Source organism: Achromobacter sp. HNDS-1 (genome assembly GCF_040084795.1).
Classification (GTDB): Bacteria; Pseudomonadota; Gammaproteobacteria; order Burkholderiales; family Burkholderiaceae_B; genus Achromobacter; species Achromobacter ruhlandii.
The window spans coordinates 3,812,225-3,830,484 of the sequence record NZ_CP157584.1; the positions used below are offsets into that span (position 1 = coordinate 3,812,225).

Annotated in this window: 14 protein-coding genes; 13 read left to right on the forward strand and 1 reads right to left on the reverse strand. The window is 67.6% G+C overall.

Annotation, left to right across the window (positions count from 1 at the left end):
• The first annotated feature begins 22 nt into the window (after positions 1-22).
• The 8 genes from ABFG95_RS17660 (at position 23) to ABFG95_RS17695 (ending at position 11,583) form a co-directional block, all read left to right on the forward strand.
• Complete coding sequence (locus tag ABFG95_RS17660) at positions 23-2,599, forward strand: EAL domain-containing protein (RefSeq protein WP_312487625.1); 2,577 nt, start codon at positions 23-25, stop codon at positions 2,597-2,599.
• A gap of 1,169 nt (positions 2,600-3,768) precedes the next feature.
• Complete coding sequence (locus ABFG95_RS17665; RefSeq protein WP_175147136.1) at positions 3,769-6,120, forward strand: bifunctional salicylyl-CoA 5-hydroxylase/oxidoreductase; 2,352 nt, start codon at positions 3,769-3,771, stop codon at positions 6,118-6,120.
• Positions 6,117-6,908 (forward strand): SDR family NAD(P)-dependent oxidoreductase, encoded by a 792-nt coding sequence (locus ABFG95_RS17670; RefSeq protein WP_049071057.1) that lies wholly within the window; start codon positions 6,117-6,119, stop codon positions 6,906-6,908. The genes ABFG95_RS17665 and ABFG95_RS17670 overlap by 4 nt, the downstream gene beginning before the upstream one ends.
• A 38-nt stretch (positions 6,909-6,946) precedes the next feature.
• Complete coding sequence (locus ABFG95_RS17675) at positions 6,947-7,804, forward strand: enoyl-CoA hydratase family protein (protein WP_006388558.1); 858 nt, start codon at positions 6,947-6,949, stop codon at positions 7,802-7,804.
• A gap of 2 nt (positions 7,805-7,806) precedes the next feature.
• Positions 7,807-8,976, forward strand: a complete 1,170-nt coding sequence (locus ABFG95_RS17680) for an acyl-CoA dehydrogenase family protein (protein WP_063587681.1) — start codon at positions 7,807-7,809, stop codon at positions 8,974-8,976.
• A 60-nt stretch (positions 8,977-9,036) separates the two neighbouring features.
• Positions 9,037-10,677 (forward strand): AMP-binding protein, encoded by a 1,641-nt coding sequence (locus ABFG95_RS17685; RefSeq protein WP_063583145.1) that lies wholly within the window; start codon positions 9,037-9,039, stop codon positions 10,675-10,677.
• 23 nt (positions 10,678-10,700) lie between these two features.
• The gene (locus tag ABFG95_RS17690; RefSeq protein WP_026384894.1) at positions 10,701-11,126 is read left to right on the forward strand and encodes a thioesterase family protein; all 426 of its coding nucleotides are present in this window, start codon (positions 10,701-10,703) and stop codon (positions 11,124-11,126) included.
• Between the two features lie 52 nt (positions 11,127-11,178).
• Positions 11,179-11,583 (forward strand): RidA family protein, encoded by a 405-nt coding sequence (locus tag ABFG95_RS17695; protein WP_006388562.1) that lies wholly within the window; start codon positions 11,179-11,181, stop codon positions 11,581-11,583.
• A 479-nt stretch (positions 11,584-12,062) separates the two neighbouring features.
• On the opposite strand, the gene ABFG95_RS17700 is transcribed toward ABFG95_RS17695, so the two are convergent.
• Entirely contained in the window at positions 12,063-13,049 is a 987-nt protein-coding gene (locus tag ABFG95_RS17700) for an AraC family transcriptional regulator (RefSeq protein ID WP_100509612.1), read from the reverse strand.
• 262 nt (positions 13,050-13,311) lie between these two features.
• Between ABFG95_RS17700 and ABFG95_RS17705 the strand changes: the two genes are divergently transcribed.
• From ABFG95_RS17705 to ABFG95_RS17725, 5 genes are read left to right on the forward strand one after another with little or no spacing between them, the layout of a single operon-like run.
• Positions 13,312-14,499, forward strand: a complete 1,188-nt coding sequence (locus ABFG95_RS17705; RefSeq protein WP_053085987.1) for an ABC transporter substrate-binding protein — start codon at positions 13,312-13,314, stop codon at positions 14,497-14,499.
• A gap of 31 nt (positions 14,500-14,530) precedes the next feature.
• A complete protein-coding gene (locus ABFG95_RS17710; RefSeq protein ID WP_169537128.1) occupies positions 14,531-15,775 on the forward strand; it encodes a dienelactone hydrolase family protein in 1,245 nt (414 codons plus the stop codon).
• 9 nt (positions 15,776-15,784) lie between these two features.
• Positions 15,785-17,128, forward strand: a complete 1,344-nt coding sequence (locus tag ABFG95_RS17715) for an aromatic ring-hydroxylating dioxygenase subunit alpha (RefSeq protein ID WP_049071070.1) — start codon at positions 15,785-15,787, stop codon at positions 17,126-17,128.
• Positions 17,119-17,652: an aromatic-ring-hydroxylating dioxygenase subunit beta gene (locus ABFG95_RS17720; protein ID WP_059269243.1), complete on the forward strand. Its 534-nt coding sequence runs from the start codon at positions 17,119-17,121 to the stop codon at positions 17,650-17,652. The genes ABFG95_RS17715 and ABFG95_RS17720 overlap by 10 nt, the downstream gene beginning before the upstream one ends.
• Positions 17,649-18,260, forward strand: a complete 612-nt coding sequence (locus ABFG95_RS17725) for a cysteine hydrolase (protein WP_049071072.1) — start codon at positions 17,649-17,651, stop codon at positions 18,258-18,260. Before ABFG95_RS17720 ends, ABFG95_RS17725 begins: the two co-directional genes overlap by 4 nt.

Consider the following 18,260-nt stretch of genomic DNA (forward strand, 5'->3'; position numbering starts at 1 on the left):
GTCTTCCGGTATGGAGCCCCTTATGCTTGATTCTCATCCAGGCGGTTCGAGCGTGGCCCCGCAGGGCGCCGCGTGGCAGGTGAGCAACTATCTGGCGACGATGGACCGGGCGCTGCTGCTGTTCGACTTCGACGCCGCCGGTTCGCTGCTGAGCGCGAACGACAACTTCCTGGCCGCGCTGGACTATGCCCGCGCCGATATCGCCGGCCTGCGCCACGACCTGCTGTGCGACAGCATGGACGAAGGCAAGGGCATCGCCAGCGCCGAACAGATCTGGGCCCGCCTGCGTCGCGGCGAATTCTTCTCCGGCACCTGCCGCTACCGCACGCGCGGCGGCGCGTCGCTGTGGATCGAGGCCACCTATCTGCCGATGCGCGACGAGAGCGGCGAAGTGCGCCGCATTGCGATCATCTCGCGCAAGTCCATCGCCGATGCGGAACGCCAGGAAGAGATCCGCCTGCTGCTGCTGGGGATCAACGAAACCGGCAATGCCGTGGCCGTGTCCGGGCGCGACGGCCGAATCGTCTACGTCAACGATGGCTTCCAGCGCATGCTGGGCTTTTCGCGCGCCGATGCGCTCGGGCAGGAAATGGGCGAGCTGCTGGCCGGCGGCCGCCCCGACGGTGGCACCCGCGAGGAACTGGACCGCCGCATCGCCTGCCGCGAGGGCTATCACAAGGACGTGCTGGTCTATGACCGCGCCGGCAAGCCCCTGTGGGTATCGATGATGGCCAACTCGGTGTTCGACGAGCGCGGCTCGCTGGTCAACATCGTCGATGTGCTGACCGACATCACGCCCACCAAGGTGCACGAGGTGCTGCAACGCCGCGTGCTGCAGGCGATGGTCAATGAGGCCTCGGTGGTCGAGGTGATGAACATGGTCTGCCGCGAGGTCGAGCGCCTGGCGCCCGAAGTCGCGGCCACCGTGCTGCGGGTGGACGAGGCCGGCAAGCTGCGGCCCCTGGCCGCGCCAAGCATGCCTTCGGCCTACTCCGACGCGCTGGAGGGCGAGGCCATCGGCCCCCGGTCCGGCGCCTGCGGCACCGCGGCCTTCCTGGGACGGCCGGTGATCGTGCCCGATATCGCCACCGACCCGCTGTGGGACGACTATCGCCACCTGCCGCTGCCGGAAGACATCAAGGCCTGCTGGTCCTCGCCCATCAAGTCGAGCGACGGCCGCGTGATCGGCACGTTCGGGTTCTATTTCCGCGAACGCCGCCTGCCGGACGACTTCCATCATCGCCTGGTGGACGTGTGCGTGTACCTGTGCGCCCTGGCGCTGGAGCGCGAAGAGGCCCGCGCCCGCATCCGCCAGCTGGCGTTCTACGACGAACTGACCGGCCTGCCGAACCGCAACCTGCTGCTGGCCCAGGCCGAGCAGGCCATCGCCCGCGCCGAGCCCGAGCGCAAGCGGGTGGCGGTGCTGTTCCTGGACCTGGACCGCTTCAAGCAGGTCAACGACACGCTCGGCCACCCCATCGGCGACGCCCTGCTGCGCGACATCGCCCAACGCCTGCGCCGCCTGGCGCGCGCCACGGATATCGTCGGCCGCCTGTCGGGCGACGAGTTCGTGATGCTGATGCCCGATTTCGAGCATGGCCGCCTGACGGCGGCGGCCGAGCACATCCTTGTGTCGCTGTCGCACCCGTTCGTGGTGGGCGGCATTACGCTCAATCCGTCGGTGAGCATCGGCATCAGCGTGTTCCCGGAAAATGGCCGCGACATGGATACGCTGCTGCGTCATGCCGACATGGCGATGTACCAGGCCAAGACGGCGGGACGCAACCGTATTTCGTTCTTCAGCGCGGAGATGAACCGCCAGGCCCAGGAGCGCCTGGCGCTGGAAGCGGCGCTGCGCGATGCGCTGGAGGGCCGCGCGCTGCGGCTGCACTACCAACCCCAGGTGGGCCTGAAGAACGGCAGCCTGTACGGGGTGGAGGCGCTGGCCCGCTGGCGCCATCCGACGCTGGGCGAGATCTCGCCGGCCCGCTTCGTGCCCTTGGCCGAGGAGTGCGGGTTGATCGGCGATCTGGGCGACTGGGCGGTGCGCGAGGCATGCTCGCAATTGTCGATCTGGCGCCACAACGGGCTGCGGGTGCCGTCGGTGTCGGTGAATCTTTCGGCCACCAATTTCCACAACCTGAACCTGCCGCGCATGATCGCCGCGACGCTGGCGGAGTTCGGGCTGGCGGCGTCGGATCTGATGCTGGAGATCACCGAGGGGGTGGTGCTGGACGCGACGGCGGGCACGCTGCGAACGATCGCGGAGCTGCACCGCCTGGGCGTGCGGCTGTCGATGGACGATTTCGGCACGGGCTATTCCAGCCTGGGGCATTTGCGGCGCTTGATCGTGGACGAACTGAAGCTGGACCGCAGTTTCGTCCAGGGGCTGGAGAGCGATGACGCGGCCCGGGCGCTGACGAGCGCGGTGATCCGCATCGGGGAGAGCCTCAGCCTGCCGGTGGTGGCTGAAGGGATCGAGAATGAAGAGCAGCGGCGCTTTCTGATCGAGCAGGGGTGCGCGGCGGGGCAGGGGTTTCTGTTCTCGCCGCCGTTGCCGGCGGGGGATCTCGAGGAGTGGTTGCGGGCTAGGGGGTGAGCGGTTTGCTCTTTCCGCGGGGGTAGGTTCTTAAGGCGCGCGTGTCGGGGTCGGTGGGGGATGGCGGGGCTACGATTGCGGTCCGGAGCGTTCGCTCCGGACTTCCCCGGGCTCAACCTCGTTGCCGCCTGGCGGCGGCTGCCTTCGGTTTCCGCCGGGCGCATCTACACGCCCCGCCGTCCCCCACCGACCCCGCCACGCGCTCGCGATGAGACGTAATGACGGTCTCAGGGGCGGGAGGTGTGCTTGGCATGCTGGTGACCGTCACTGTGAGAGGGGAAGGTCTTGCGGGGCCCGCCGCAAGCCGGCCGCGCGGGCGGCCTTTTGCGGCTTACGTGGTGTCTTGCGTCGGGATGATGACGCTCTCTTCAGGGCGTCACTGCCCCCTCTCGCTGCGATAGCATCAACAGGCCTGATCTAAACGACGATCAGGCTTTTAATGCCTTAAACACAAAAATACTGACATTCCCCTCGCGGGTGGAAAGGGCCCATCCGACGCGATTGCACGGCTATCGGCACCAGGAAAAGGGCGCTATCCGGTGCGATTGCGTGGCTGCGGGCACCACGATTGTTGTCGGCGGCGCACGCGCTCGTCACGCGCAAGCCAGCCCCCACCGCGCCGCCATTACCCCCTCCCCCTTCGGAGCGGAACCACCAGAAAACCGCTCGCCACCCGCGCGCAGCGCACCCGCCTCACTTTCAAATGCACAGACGCCCATCGTGGCCGCCCGCGCGGCCGCGATGGGCAGCCCCGCAAATTCCCTTCCCCGCACCCGGCTCTAGCAGCGCGACAAGCCCAGACGCTCGTAGCCCCTCGGTCGGGCGGACCCGATGGCGGGCAACCTCGATGCGCCCGACGGAATCCGAAGGAGTCGCCGAAGGCGAGGACGAGGATGAGGCAGGGGCAGTCCGGAGCGAACGCTCCGGACCGCAATCGCGGGCGCCCGCCATCGGGTCCGCCCGACCGAGGGGCGACCTACGAAGCTCGATCCGGCAACAACCCACCCCAACGGCACCATCAAGCCCGTCCCCAGAATTCAACCCCCACGTTTCCCCCATTTGCGATCCTCCCATTCCAGGTATATATTTCAAGCCTAAACTATCAAGGCCTAAAAATAGCAGCGACCCGCCCCAAGCTTCCGGGCCGCACTTCTTGGAGCGTTACGGCAATGAAAATCGTATGCATTGGTGGTGGTCCCGCCGGCCTGTATTTCGGTCTGCTCATGAAGCTGCAAGACCCGGCCAACGAAGTCACGGTGATCGAGCGCAACCGCCCCTACGACACCTTCGGCTGGGGCGTGGTGTTCTCGGACGCCACCATGCAGAACCTGCGCGAAGCCGATCCGGTTTCCGCCCAGACCATCGGTGACGCCTTCAATCACTGGGACGACATCGACATCCACTTCAAGGGCCGCAGCATCCGCAGTGGCGGCCATGGCTTCATCGGCATCGGCCGCAAGAAGCTGCTCAACATCCTGCAGGCGCGTTGCGAAGATGTTGGCGTCAAACTGGTGTTCGAGAATTTCGTCCAGGACGACCAGGCCATCGCCCGCGAATACGACGCCGACCTGGTCATCGCCTCCGACGGCATCAACAGCCAGGTCCGCACCCGCTACGCCGACACCTTCCACCCCGACATCGACCAGCGCCGCTGCCGCTTCGTCTGGCTCGGCACCAAGAAGGTCTTCGACGCCTTCACCTTCGCCTTCGTCCAGACCGAGCACGGCTGGTTCCAGGCGCACGCCTACCGTTACGAAGACGGCATGTCGACCTTCATCGTCGAAACGCCCGAAGAGACTTGGCAGGCCGCCGGCATCGAGCAGATGAGCCAGGAAGAGGGCATCGCCTACTGCGAAAAACTGTTTGCGCCCTGGCTGGACGGCAATCCCCTGGTCAGCAACGCGTCGCACCTGCGCGGCTCGGCCATCTGGATCCGCTTCCCGCGCGTCATCTGCAACACCTGGGTCCACTGGAACCAGCTGGAAACCCGCCGCGGCAAGCGCGCCGTGCCGGTGGTGCTGATGGGCGACGCGGCCCATACCGCGCATTTCTCCATTGGCTCGGGCACCAAGCTGGCGCTGGAAGACGCCATCGAACTGGCGCGCTGCCTGAGCGGCGCCGAAGGCAGCGTCGAGCGCGGCCTGAAGCACTACGAGGAAGTGCGCAGCGTCGAAGTGCTGAAGATCCAGAATGCCGCCCGCAACTCCACCGAGTGGTTCGAGAACGTGGCGCGCTACGCCGAACTCGAACCCGAACAATTCGCCTATTCGCTGTTGACCCGCTCGCAGCGCATTTCGCACGAAAACCTGCGGCTGCGCGACCCGGCCTGGCTGGAAGGCTTCGAGCGCTGGATCGCCGAGCACGCCGGCGCGCAGGCGCCGGCCGGCCAGCGGCCGCCGCTGCCCATGCTGACGCCGTACCAGGCGCGCGGCGTCAAGCTCAAGAACCGCATCCTGGTGTCGCCGATGGCCATGTATTCCTGCACCGAGGGCGTGCCGGGCGACTTCCACCTGGTGCACCTGGGCGCCCGCGCCATGGGCGGCGCCGGGCTGGTGATGGTGGAAATGACCTGCGTCTCGCCCGACGGCCGCATCACCCCGGGGTGCCCGGGCCTGTGGAACGACGAACAGCAGCAGGCCTTTGCCCGTATCGTCGGCTTCGTGCACGGCAACAGCGACGCCCGCATCGGCGTGCAGTTGGGCCATGCCGGCCGCAAGGGTTCGACGCAGCTGGGCTGGCAGAAGATCGACCATCCGCTGCCCGAAGGCAACTGGCCGCTGCTGTCGGCCTCGGCCCTGCCGTACATCGAGGGCGTGTCGCAGACGCCGCGCGCCATGACGCGCGCCGACATGGACGACGTGCGCGACAACTTCGTGGCCGCGGCCCGCCGCGCCCAGGCCGCCGGCTTCGACTGGCTCGAACTGCACTGCGCCCACGGCTATCTGCTGTCCAGCTTCATCTCGCCGCTGACCAACCGCCGCGACGACGAATACGGCGGCAGCCTGGAAAACCGCCTGCGCTTCCCGCTGGAAGTGTTCCGCGCGGTGCGCGCCGTCTGGCCCGAGGACAAGCCGATGTCGGTGCGGATCTCGGCCAGCGACTGGGTCGAGGGCGGCATCACCCCCGATGACGCCGTCGAGATCGCGCGCCATTTCAAGGCCGCCGGCGCCGACATGATCGACTGCTCGTCGGGCCAGGTCAGCAAGGAAGAAAAGCCGGTCTACGGCCGCATGTTCCAGACGCCGTTCGCCGACCGCGTGCGCAACGAGGCAGGCATCCCCACCATCGCGGTGGGCGCCATCTTCGAGGCCGACCACGCCAACGGCATCATCGCCTCGGGCCGCGCCGATCTCTGCGCGCTGGCGCGTCCCCATCTGGCGGACGCCTCCTGGACGCTGCGCGAAGCGGCCCGCGTGGGCTATCGTGATGTGGCCTGGCCGAGCCAGTACTTCGCCGGCAAGCGCCAGCTGGAAACCAATTTCGAACGCGCCGCCGCCATGGCGCAACTGGACATCAAATGAGCACGTCCTCCCTTCCCCTGGCCGGCCGCCACGCGCTGGTGACGGGCGGCGCCCGCGGCATCGGCCTGGCCAGCGCCCGCGCGCTGCTGGAACGCGGCGCGCGGGTCACGCTGCTGGGCCGCGACGGCGGCGCGCTGGAGGCGGCCGTCGACAGCCTGGCCAGCCTGGGCCAGGTGCAGGCGGTCAGCGCCGACATCGCCGACGAGGCCTCGGTGCGCCAGGCCTTCGCCCAGGCGGAGGCCGAACTGGGCCCGGTGCTGGTGCTGGTCAACAACGCCGGCCAGGCCGTCAGCCAGCGCTTTGACCGCACCGACGCGGCGCTGTGGCAGTCGATGCTGGCGGTCAACCTGACCGGCACTTTCCATTGCATCCAGGCCGCCCTGCCCGGCATGCTGGCGGCCAAGTGGGGCCGCGTCATCAACGTGGCCAGCACCGCCGGCCTGATCGGCTACGCCTACGTCAGCGCCTACTGCGCGGCCAAGCACGGCGTGATCGGCCTGACCCGCTCGCTGGCGCTGGAAACGGCGCAGAAGGGCGTCACCGTCAACGCCGTGTGCCCGGGCTACACCGAGACCGACATCGTGCGCGGCGCGGTCGCCAATATCGTCGAGAAGACCGGCATGACGCCGGAAGCCGCCCGCGCCAAGCTGGCCGAGCGCAACCCGCAGGGCCGCCTGGTGCAGCCCGAGGAAGTGGCCGAGACGGTCGCCTGGCTGGCGCTGCCGGCCTCGTCGTCCATCAACGGCCAGGCCATCGCCGTCGACGGCGGCGAAGTGATGACCGGCTGAGCCGGCGCCCACCCCTACGATTCCAGAACGGAGACACCATGAGCACGCAGCCCGAAGAGCACACCATGAAGCACCACAAGCGCCCGCTGGCCGGCTACCAGGCCCGGACGTTCCTGTGGCAGGTGTCGGCCGACGGCAAGGTCGCCACCATCACGCTCAACCGCCCCGAGCGCAAGAATCCGCTGACCTTCGATTCCTACGCCGAGCTGCGCGACCTGTTCCGCGCGCTGGTGTACGCGACCGACATCAAGGTGGTGGTGGTGACAGGCGCCGGCGGCAACTTCTGCTCCGGCGGCGACGTGCATGAAATCATCGGGCCGCTGACCAAGATGAGCATGCCCGAACTGCTGGACTTCACCCGCATGACGGGCGACCTGGTCAAGGCCATGCGCGCCTGCCCGCAGCCGATCGTGGCGGCGGTGGACGGCGTCTGCGCCGGCGCCGGCGCGATGGTGGCGCTGGCCTCCGACATGCGCCTGGGCACGCCGGCCGCGCGCACCGCCTTCCTGTTCACGCGGGTGGGCCTGGCGGGGGCCGACATGGGCGCCTGCACGCTGCTGCCGCGCATGATCGGCCAGGGCCGCGCCTCCGAACTGCTGTACACCGGCCGCGCCATGACGGCCGAGGAGGGCGCAAGCTGGGGTTTCTTCAACGCGCTGCACGAGTCGGACGCCCTGATGGACGCGGCGGCCAAGCTGGCCGCGCAGTTGGCCGCGGGTCCCACCTTCGCCCACGGCGTGACCAAGAAACTGCTGCACCAGGAATGGAACATGGGCGTGGACGAGGCCATCGAGGCCGAAGCCGAGGCCCAGGCCATCTGCATGCAGACGCGCGATTTCCATCGCGCCTACGAGGCCTTCGTGGCCAAACAGAAGCCGGTCTTCGAGGGGAACTGATGATGCGCGACGCAAGCTGGCTGGACTGGCCGTTCTTCGACGACGCCCATCGCAAACTGGCGCATGAGGTGGACGGCTGGTGCGAGAGCGCCCTGGGCCATGTCGACCATCACGACGCCGACGCGGCCTGCCGCAAGCTGGTCAAGGCCATGGGCCAGGCAGGCTGGCTGCGCTACGCGGTCGCGGGCGGCCCCGGTGGCGCCTGGGGCGGCGCGCTGCCCGAGGTGGATTCGCGTTCGGTCTGCATCCTGCGCGAAACGTTCGCGCGCCACGAGGGCCTGGCGGACTTCGCCTTCGCCATGCAGGGCCTGGGCAGCGGCGCGATCTCGCTAATGGGTTCGGACGCGCTGCGCCAGCGCTACCTGCCGCGCGTGGCCAGCGGCGAGGCCATCGCGGCGTTCGCGCTGTCCGAGCCGGATGCCGGCTCGGATGTAGCGGCGCTGGCCTGCGAGGCCCGGCTGGAGGGCGACCACTACGTGCTCAACGGCGCCAAGACCTGGATTTCCAACGGCGGCATCGCCGACTTCTATTGCGTGTTCGCCCGCACCGGCGAGGCGCCGGGCGCGCGCGGCATCAGCGCCTTCGTGGTGGATGCCGACACCCCGGGCTTCGAGATCTCGGAGCGCATCGAGCTGATCGCGCCGCACCCGCTGGCCACCATCACCTTCGACAACTGCCGCATCCCGGTGTCGCAGCGGCTGGGCGAGGCGGGGCAGGGCTTCAAGCTGGCGATGATGACGCTGGACATCTTCCGCGCCTCGGTGGCGGCCGCCGCGCTGGGCTTTGCGCGCCGCGCGCTGGACGAAGGCCTGGCGCGCGCCAGGTCGCGCCGCATGTTCGGCCAGACCCTGGCCGACCTGCAACTGACGCAGGCCGCGCTGGGCGACATGGCCACGGCCATCGACGCCTCGGCGCTGTTGACCTATCGCGCCGCGTGGATGCGCGACGTGCAGAAACAACGCACCACGCGCGAAGCGGCCATGGCCAAGATGACGGCCACCGAATCGGCGCAGACCGTGATCGACCGCGCGCTGCAGATGTTCGGCGGCGCGGGCGTGGTGTCGGGGATGCCGGTGGAGAAGCTTTACAGGGAAATCAGAGCGCTGCGTATCTACGAAGGCGCCACCGAAGTGCAGAAGTTGATCATCGCCCGGGAACTGCTGAAGGCCTGAAGAAACCATCGAGTTTCCGCTTTCGGCAGTCAACTACACCGCATCAGCAAGGGGAATTTCATGGAAGTATCCGCCCACATCGACACTTTCGCCCGGGACAATCTGCCCCCGGGCGAACAATGGCCCGAGTTCCTGCTGGACGGCCCCGACGTGGCCTATCCCAAGCGCTTCAATTGCGCGGTTGAGCTGGTGGACGCCATGGTCGACCGTGGCCACGGCGAGCGCGTCGCGCTGCGCTGGGCGCAGGACGGCAAGCCGGCCACCATGACCTACCGCGAACTGGCGGCGCTGACCAACCGCATCGCGCGCGTGCTGGTCGAGGACATGAAGCTGGTGCCGGGCAACCGCCTGCTGCTGCGCGGTCCCAACAATCCGATGATGGCGGCGTCCTGGCTGGCCGCCATCAAGGCGGGCCTGGTGACGGTGCCGACCATGCCGCTGCTGCGCGCCAAGGAGCTCAAGCAGATCATCGACAAGGCGCGGATACAGGCGGTGCTGTGCGACGTGCGCCTGAAGGACGAGGCGCAGTTCTGCGCCCAACCGGATCACGAACACCATTGCCCGGGGCTGGCGCAGATCGTGTATTTCAACGACACGGCGCCCGAGGCGCTGGACACGCTGGCAGCGGCCAAGCCGGATGATTTCACGGCCTGCGATACCGCCGCCGACGACGTCTGCCTGATCGCCTTCACCAGCGGCACCACCGGCGCGCCCAAGGGCTGCATGCATTTCCATCGCGATGTGCTGGCGATGTGCGACCTGTTTCCCAAGCATGTCATCAAGCCGGGTCCGGACGATATTTTCTGCGGCACGCCGCCGCTGGCGTTCACCTTCGGCCTGGGCGGCCTGCTGTGCTTCCCGCTGCGGGTCGGCGCCAGCACCGTGCTGGCCGAGCGCCTGACGCCGGAAAGCCTGCTGCAGCTGATCCAGGACTTCCGCGCCACCATCGTTTTCACCGCGCCCACGTTCTACCGCCAGATGGCGGCGCTGGTGGGCAAGTTCGACCTGTCCTCGCTCAAGAAGAGCGTGTCGGCCGGCGAGGCGCTGCCCGACGCGACCCGTCAGTTGTGGAAAGAGGCCAGCGGCATCGAGATGATCGACGGCATCGGCGGCACGGAGATGATCCACGTGTTCGTGTCCAGCCCGCCCGAGTCGGTGCGGCGCGGCGCCATCGGCCGCGTGGTGCCCGGCTACATCGCGCAGATCGTGGACGACGACATGAACCCGGTGCCCAATGGTACGGTGGGCCGCCTGGCGATCAAGGGGCCGACCGGCTGCCGCTACCTGGCCGACGAGCGCCAGCGCCGCTTCGTGCAGAAGGGCTGGAACCTGCCTGGCGATACGTTCGTGCAGGACGACGACGGCTATCTGTTCTACCAGGCGCGCAATGACGACATGATCGTCTCGGCCGGCTACAACATCGCCGGCCCGGAGGTCGAGGACGCGCTGCTGCGCCACGAAGCGGTGGCCGAATGCGGCGTGGTCGGCGCGCCCGATGACGAGCGCGGCCAATTGGTCAAGGCCTTCGTGGTGCTCAAGCCCGGCTTCGCGCCGAGCGAGGCGCTGGTGGCGGCCATGCAGCAATTCGTCAAGGCCACGATCGCGCCCTACAAGTATCCCCGCGCCATCGAGTTCGTGTCCGCGCTGCCGCGCACCGAGACGGGCAAGCTGCAGCGATTCGCGCTGCGCAAGATGGCGTGATTTTTTTGCATCAAGGAAATGCCATGGCAGCACCATTCATCAGTCAGGTAGAGGTCCGCTTCCGTCATTGCGATCCGGCGGGCATCGTTTTCTATCCGCGCTATTTCGAGATGATCAATGACTTTGTCGAGGAGTGGTTCGACAAGGGCATGGGGCTGCCATTCCACGCGCTGCACGTGGAGCGTCACATCGGCACGCCGATGGCGTCGGTGACGTGCGATTTCAGCGCGCCGAGCCGCTGGCACGAGAAACTGCGGCAGACGCTGCAGGTGCAGCGCATCGGCGGCGCGTCGTTCAAGGCGCTGGTGCGGTTCGAGGGGCCGGACGGGCAGTTGCGGCTGTCGGCGACGCTGACGATCGTGACGGTGGATCTGCGCACGATGAAGTCGATGCCGCTGCCGGCGGATCTGCGCGAGCGCATGCAGGATTATCTGGTTGCCGCCGAGTGAGTTCGGCGGGGGCCGCCCTGGTGTTTGTTTTTTGAAAATAGGATGAGACGTTATGAAGATTCTGCAACCGCCGGATTGGATGGCGCCGAGGGGCTATTCGAATGGGATCCTGACCGAGATGACGGTGGGGAGCAAGCTGGTGTTCGTGGGCGGGCAGGTGGGCTGGAACGGGCAGCAGCAGTTCGAGTCGGATGATCTGGCCGATCAGGTGCGGCAGACGTTGGCCAACATCGTGGCGATTCTCGCCGAGGGCGGGGCCAGGCCTGAGCATATCGTGCGGATGACGTGGTATGTGACGGACAAGGATGCCTATGTGGCGGCTTATCCGGAGATCGGGAAGCACTATCGTGAATTGATCGGGAGGCATTTTCCGGCGATGACGGCGGTGGAGGTGGCGGATCTGGTGGAGGATCGGGCCAAGGTGGAGATTGAAGTTACGGCGGTGGTGCCGGCTTGATGGTGGGCCGGCCTTGACGTGTTGATGCGCGGCGAGGTGGGTTCTTGAGCCGCGGGTGAGGGGGCAGGCGGGGGGATGGCGGGGCTACGATTGCGGTCCGGAGCCTTCGCTCCGGACTGCCCCTTCGTCATCCTCGTCCTCGCCTTCGGCGACTCCTTCGGATTCCCTCGGGCGCATCTACACGCCCCGCCATCCCCCCGCCTGCCCCCTCACCCGCTCACGATAAGAATTAATGGCGGGTGCTGGGGCGATTGAGGTTCTTGGCGTTTTGATGGTCGGCAACGCGGGTTCAGAGCGATTTGCGGGGCCCGCTTCAAGGCGGCCGCGCGGGCGGCCTTTTGAAGCTTACGTGGTGTCTTGCGGGGGCGGATGACGCTGCGCGCTTGCGGGCGGATTTATCACTTATGTGTGGTTTTAACTACGTTAGTGATTTTGTGCCTGTGGCTGTGGGGTTGGCGCATGGCGCCAGGATTTGGGGGTTACTTGTTGGCCTGGAAAGTTTCGCGCGGGAGTTCGCCGAAGCGGTCGCGGTAGTACTCGGAGAAGCGGCCCAGGTGGCTGATGCCTACGGAGACGGCCACCTCGGTCACGCTTTCGCAGGCGCCTTGTTGCAGCTTTTCGCGGGCGGCGTCCAGGCGCAGGACGCGTAGCGCCTGCATGGGGGTGGTCTCGCGGTGTTGCTGGAACAGGCGGGTGAGGGCGCTGGGGCTGGCGCCGGCGCCGCGGGCGATGTCGGTGAGGGTCAGGGGGGCGGCCAGGTGGGCGCGCATGTAGGCTTCGGCCTGGGCGACGCGGCGCGGCAGGGCGGGGGGCAGGCCGGCGTGGCGTTGCCAGGTGTTGGGCTGGTTGTAGAGCAGGTGCAGGACGAGCGTGTCTTCCAGGTGTTCGAGCCAGGCGGCGGGGGGTCTTGGGGCGCCGTCGTCCAGGGTGGGCAACAGGTGGATCAGGCTGGTCATCATGCTGCGCCAGGCGGCGCCGACGGGGGTATCCAGGCGTAGCGCGGGGCTGAAGTCCAGGGGGCGGGCGGCGGCGTCGCCGAAAATGCGGTGGCCGATGGCTTCGAGCTTGCCGCGCGGAATCTTCAGCAGCAGTTGTTCGCAGCCGGCTTCCCAGTGCAGTTTCAGGGCGCGGTTGGGGGCGATGACGGCGGCGCAGTCGGGGTGGGCGTCGACGCAGTCGGTGCCGCATTCGATGCGGGCGCGGCCGCGCAGCGGCACTTGCACCAGCATGAAGTCCTGCAGGCGGTCGGGTTCGATGTGGACTTCGGCGCCGTAGCGCAGCGTACAGACGCTCAAGGCGCCGAAGCGGGCGCGGTTCAGTTCGGCGTCGACGCGGCCGCCTTTCCAGGTCAGGCGGTGGTCCTTGAGCGCTTCGGAGACGCGCTCGCGGGTTTCGGCCGGCTGGGTGGAACTGAAGACGCGTCGTTTGAGCAATGGCGCCAGCTCGATGCGGGACCAGCCGTGCATGAATGCCTCCGGGACGGGAACGCTCCCGTATCGCCGTCGAGCGTAATGCAATCGTCAAGCCTTGGGAATTAAGTGAATCCCGGATAAGCGTGGGCCGATTCGGATAGAGCCGCGCGCCCGGCCGTCCTAAGCTGGGGGTTGTTGGAAGGCGGCGCCGTGGCGCGTAAGCTGGCAGTTTTCATCGTTGGCAGGGTGTACCGACGGCAGACGGATTCTGTCAGCATTGCGCCGGCGGCGCCGGCGGACACGAACGGGGTGGCTCATGAAGGGAAAGCTATGGGGCCGGCGCGCGCTGGCGATGCTGGTGTCGGTGGGCTGTATGACGGCCGCGGCCGGGGCATCGGCGGCGGACAAGATCAAGGTAGGCCTGCTGACCACGCTGTCGGGGCCGGGCGCGGCGCTGGGCAACGAGATCCGCGACGGTTTCAATCTCGCGCTGCAGCATACCGGCGGCAAGCTGGGCGGGCTGCCTGCCGAGGTGGTGGTGGCCGATGACCAGCAGAAGGCCGATGCCGGACGCCAGGCGGTCGAGCGCCTGCTCAAGCGCGACAAGGTCGACGTCATGACGGGGATCGTGTTCTCGAATGTGCTGCTGCCGGTGATGCCGGCCATCCTGCAGTCGGGCACGATCTACCTCAGCACCAATACCGGGCCCGAGAACTATGCGGGCGCGGGTTGCAATCCGAATTTCTTCGCGGTGGCCTGGCAGAACGAGGACATCCCGGCGGCGATGGGCAAATACGCCGCTGACCAGGGCTTCAAGCGGGTGGCGCTGATCGCGCCCGATTATCCCGGCGGGCGCGAATCGCTCAACGGCTTCAAGCGCCTGTACAAGGGCGGGCTGTCGGAAGAGATCTATACCCAGCTCGGCCAGCTCGACTACGGCGTCGAGATCACGCGGCTGCGCGCCAGCAAGCCGGACGCGGTGTTCTTCTTCCTGCCGGGCGGCATGGGCGTGAACTTCATCAAGCAGTTCAACGGCGCCGGCCTGGGCAAGGAGATCGCGCTGCTGGCGCCGGGCTTCTCGGGCGACGAGGATACGATCGCGGCGGTGGGCGCGCCGATCGAAGGCCTGCACAACTCGTCGCAATGGGCGGCCGACCTGGATAACCCGGCCAACCGCAAGTTCGTCGAGGACTTCAGGAAGACCTACAACCGCACCCCCACGCTCTACGCCTCGCAAGGCTACGACGCCGCCATGCTGCTGGACAGCGCGGTCAGGCAGACCGGCGGCAAGCTGGGCGCCGACGCGTTGCGCCCGGCCCTGCGCCGCGCCGATTTCAAGTCGGTGCGCGGCGACTTCACCTTCAACCGCAACCAGTACCCGATCCAGAACTACTACCTGCGCACCATCGTCAAGGGCGCGGACGGCAAGCTGGCCAACAAGCTGTCGGGCACGGTGCTGACGCAGTATCACGACCCGTTCGCCGCCGCCTGCCAGATGAAGTAAGGCAGGCGACGCACGCATCAAGGAGAGACGCATGACCGCAACCATCACGACGCGCGAGGTGACCATCGCCTCGCACGACGGCCAATCATTCAGCGCCTACCTGGCCGTGCCCGCCGCGGGCCACGGGCCGGGGCTGGTGCTGTGCCAGGAGATCTTCGGCATCAATGACTTCATGCGGCGCACCGCGCAGGCGTTGGCCGAGGAAGGCTACGTGGTGCTGGCGCCGGACCTGTTCTGGCGCCAGCAGCCCGGCATCCAGCTGACCGACGGCCCGGCCGACATGCCGCGCGCCTTCGAGCTGTATCAGCGTTTCGACGTTGAGCTGGGCGTCAAGGACATCGCCTCGACCCTGGCCGCGCTGCGCGCGCTGCCCGAGCAGCAGGGCGGCGCCGGCGTGCTGGGCTATTGCCTGGGTGGCAAGCTGGCCTATCTGGCCGCCTGCCGCACGGATGCCGACGTGGCCATCGGCTACTACGGCGTGGGCATCGAGGACAGCCTGGAAGAAGCCGCCAACCTGCGCGGCCGGCTGGTGCTGCACATCGCCGAGCAGGACGGCTTCTGTCCGCCGCCGGCGCGCCAGCGCATCCTGGAGGCGCTGGGCGGCAAGGCCAACGTCGAGCTGTATGTGTACCCCGGCATGGACCACGCCTTTGCCCGCACCGGCGGCGCGCACTACGACAAGCCGTCGGCGCTGATGGCGCACCAGCGCAGCATGGCCGCGCTGCAACGCGTGATCGGTCCGCAGTTCGACTATTCGGCCCTCTGGGACAAGCACTGCGAGTACGAATTCGGCACGCGCGATGTGGCCGCGACCATGGCCACGATGGTGGCCGAGCCCTATGTCAATCACATCCCCACCATGACCGGCGGCGTCGGCTACCGCGAGCTGTCGCGCTTCTACCAGCACCACTTCGTCAATAGCAATCCGCCCGACACCAGACTGGTGCCGCTGTCGCGCACCGTGGGCGCGACCCAGATCGTCGACGAGCTGCTGTTCTGCTTCACCCACACCACCGAGATCGACTGGCTGCTGCCCGGCGTCGCGCCTACCGGAAAATACGTCGAGATTCCGCTGGTGGCCATCGTCAAGTTCCGCGGCGACAAGCTCTGCCACGAACACATCTATTGGGACCAGGCCAGCGTGCTGGTGCAGATCGGCGTGCTCGACCCCAAGGGCCTGCCGGTGGCCGGCCGCGAGACCGCGCGGAAGCTGCTGGACGAGACCCTGCCTTCCAACACCCTGATGGCGCGCTGGAAAGACAGCGAGAACAAGTAGGAGACCGCCATGCCGTATAGCGATCAACAATTGGGCGAGATGGTGCGCGGCGACAGCGTGCACCGCGCCCTGTACACCGACCCGGCGATTTTCGAGCTGGAGATGCAGCGCATCTATGGCCGCGCCTGGGTCTACGTCGGCCACGAAAGCCAGGTGCCCAAGACCGGCGACTATCACACCACGCGCCTGGGCGACCAGGACGTGCTGATGGTGCGCGCCAGCGACGGCCGCGTGCACGTGCTTTACAACCGCTGCCCGCACAAGGGCGCCAAGGTGGTGGCGGATGGCGACGGCTGTGTCGGCAAGTTCTTCCGCTGCCCGTACCACGCCTGGACCTTCAAGCTCGACGGCAGCCACCTCGGCGTGCCGCTCAAGCAGGGATTGGAGGGCACCTCGTACGATCCGACCGACCCCAGCTTCTCGATGCGGCGCCTGCCGCGCGTGGAAAGCTATCGCGGCTTCGTCTTCGCCAGCCAGGCCCGCGACGGCCAGGGCCTGGAGGAATTCCTGGGCGGCGTGCGTTCGTCCATCGACAACCTGTGCGACCGCTCGCCGGTGGGCGAGGTCGAGGTGGCCGGCGGCATCTTCCGCGTGATGCAGCGTTCCAACTGGAAGGTGTTCTACGAGAACCTGCACGACACCATGCATGCCCGCGTGACGCACGAATCGTCCTTCGCCGCCGCGCGCGACGAGGCCAAGGAAATCGGCGAGATGCCGTTCGAGCTGCATATCATGGACGGCAACGGCGAGCCCTACGAGTTCTGGGAAAAGCTGGAGCTGCGCGCCTACGACAACGGCCACGGCTACATGGAAGGCATCTTCAACCCGGGCGCGGCCGAACGCGATCCGGTGTCGCGTGCGCATTTCGAGGCGCTGACAGCGGCCTACGGCGCCGACCGCGCCCGCGAGATCCTCGGCATGAACCGCCACAACACCGTCATCTACGGCAGCGGTTCGCCGCACACAGTGTTCCAGCAGTTCCGCGTGATCCGCCCGATCGCCGTCGACCGCACGCTGATCGAGATCCAGACCTTCCGCTGCAAGGGCGCGCCGGACGGCGTGTTCAAGCGCGCCATGCTGTACGCCAACGTGATCAACTCGCCGTCGTCCAACGTCATGCCGGACGACATCGAGCTCTACAACCGCTGCCAGGAAGGCAACGCCACCCGTGGCGGCGAATGGGTCAGCATGCACCGCTACCATGGCACCGACCGCAGCGACGCGGACGGCATGGTGTCGATCAACGGCACCAGCGAGCTGCCGATGCGCAACCAGTTCCGCGCCTGGAAGCACTATATGGAGGCCGGTCCCGTGGCGTCCGCCCATGGCCAAGGAGAAGGCGCATGTTGCTAGACCTGGAATTCGACGTATCCACCGCCGACCTGGCGCCGGCCGACGTGCCGGCCGAGGCCTATCACCGCATCGCCCAGTTCCTGTACCGCGAGGCGCGGCTGCTGGACGAGCGCCGTTACGACGAGTGGCAGTCGCTGTGGACCGACGACGGCATGTACTGGATGCCGCGCGAGCCGGGTCAGTCCAGCCCCTACGACCACATCTCGCTGTTCTGGGAAGACCGCATGCTGCGCGACGTGCGCATCCGCCGGCTGGAACATCCGCGCAACTGGTCGCAGCAGCCGCCCACGCGCAGCGCGCGGCTGGTGGGCGGGGTGCAGGTCGAGGGCATGGACGCCGGCGGCAACCTGGTGGTGCACTCGGCGTTCCAGATGACCGAGTGGCGCAAGCGCCAGCCGCGCCAACTGGCGGGCCGCTACACCCATAAGCTGGCCGCCGACGGCGACAGCTGGCGCATCCGCATGAAGCGGGTGGACCTGGTGAACTGCGACGACGCGCACGATGTGTTCGAGGTGTTCGTGTGAGTGCCGCCGACGCCGCGGTGCTGGCGCTGCACTACCAGAACGACGTGCTGCATCCCGAGGGCAAGATCCGCGTCGGGCTGGACGCCGCCGGCGCGGAGCGCCAGCGCCTGCTGCGCGGCGCCGCCGACCTGCTCGACGGCGCGCGCCATCACGGCCTGCCGATCGTGCACGTGCGCATCGCTTTCCGCCCCGACTATGCCGACCTGCTGCCCAATTGCGATATCTTCCGCAACGTCGCCCGCATCGGCGCCGTGGCCGAGGGGCAATGGGGCAGTGCCTTCTACGAAGGCTTGCAACCGTTGACCGGCAGCGCGCGCGAGTTCGTCGTCAAGCACACCCGCATCAGCGCCTTCTACGGCACGCCGCTGGAAGAGACGCTGCGGCTGCTGGGCGCGCGTCGCCTGGTGGTGGCGGGCGTGGCGACCCATTCGGTGGTCGAGGGCACGGTGCGGCACGCGGCGGATATCGGTTTCAATGTCATGGTGGCCGAAGACGCCTGCGCCTCGGCCGATCCGGCGGTGCATGACGCCTCGCTGGCCAGCATGCGCCTGATCGCGCAGACCGGCTCGGTGGCGCAGGCGGTACGCTGGGCCGCCACCTCCCACTGA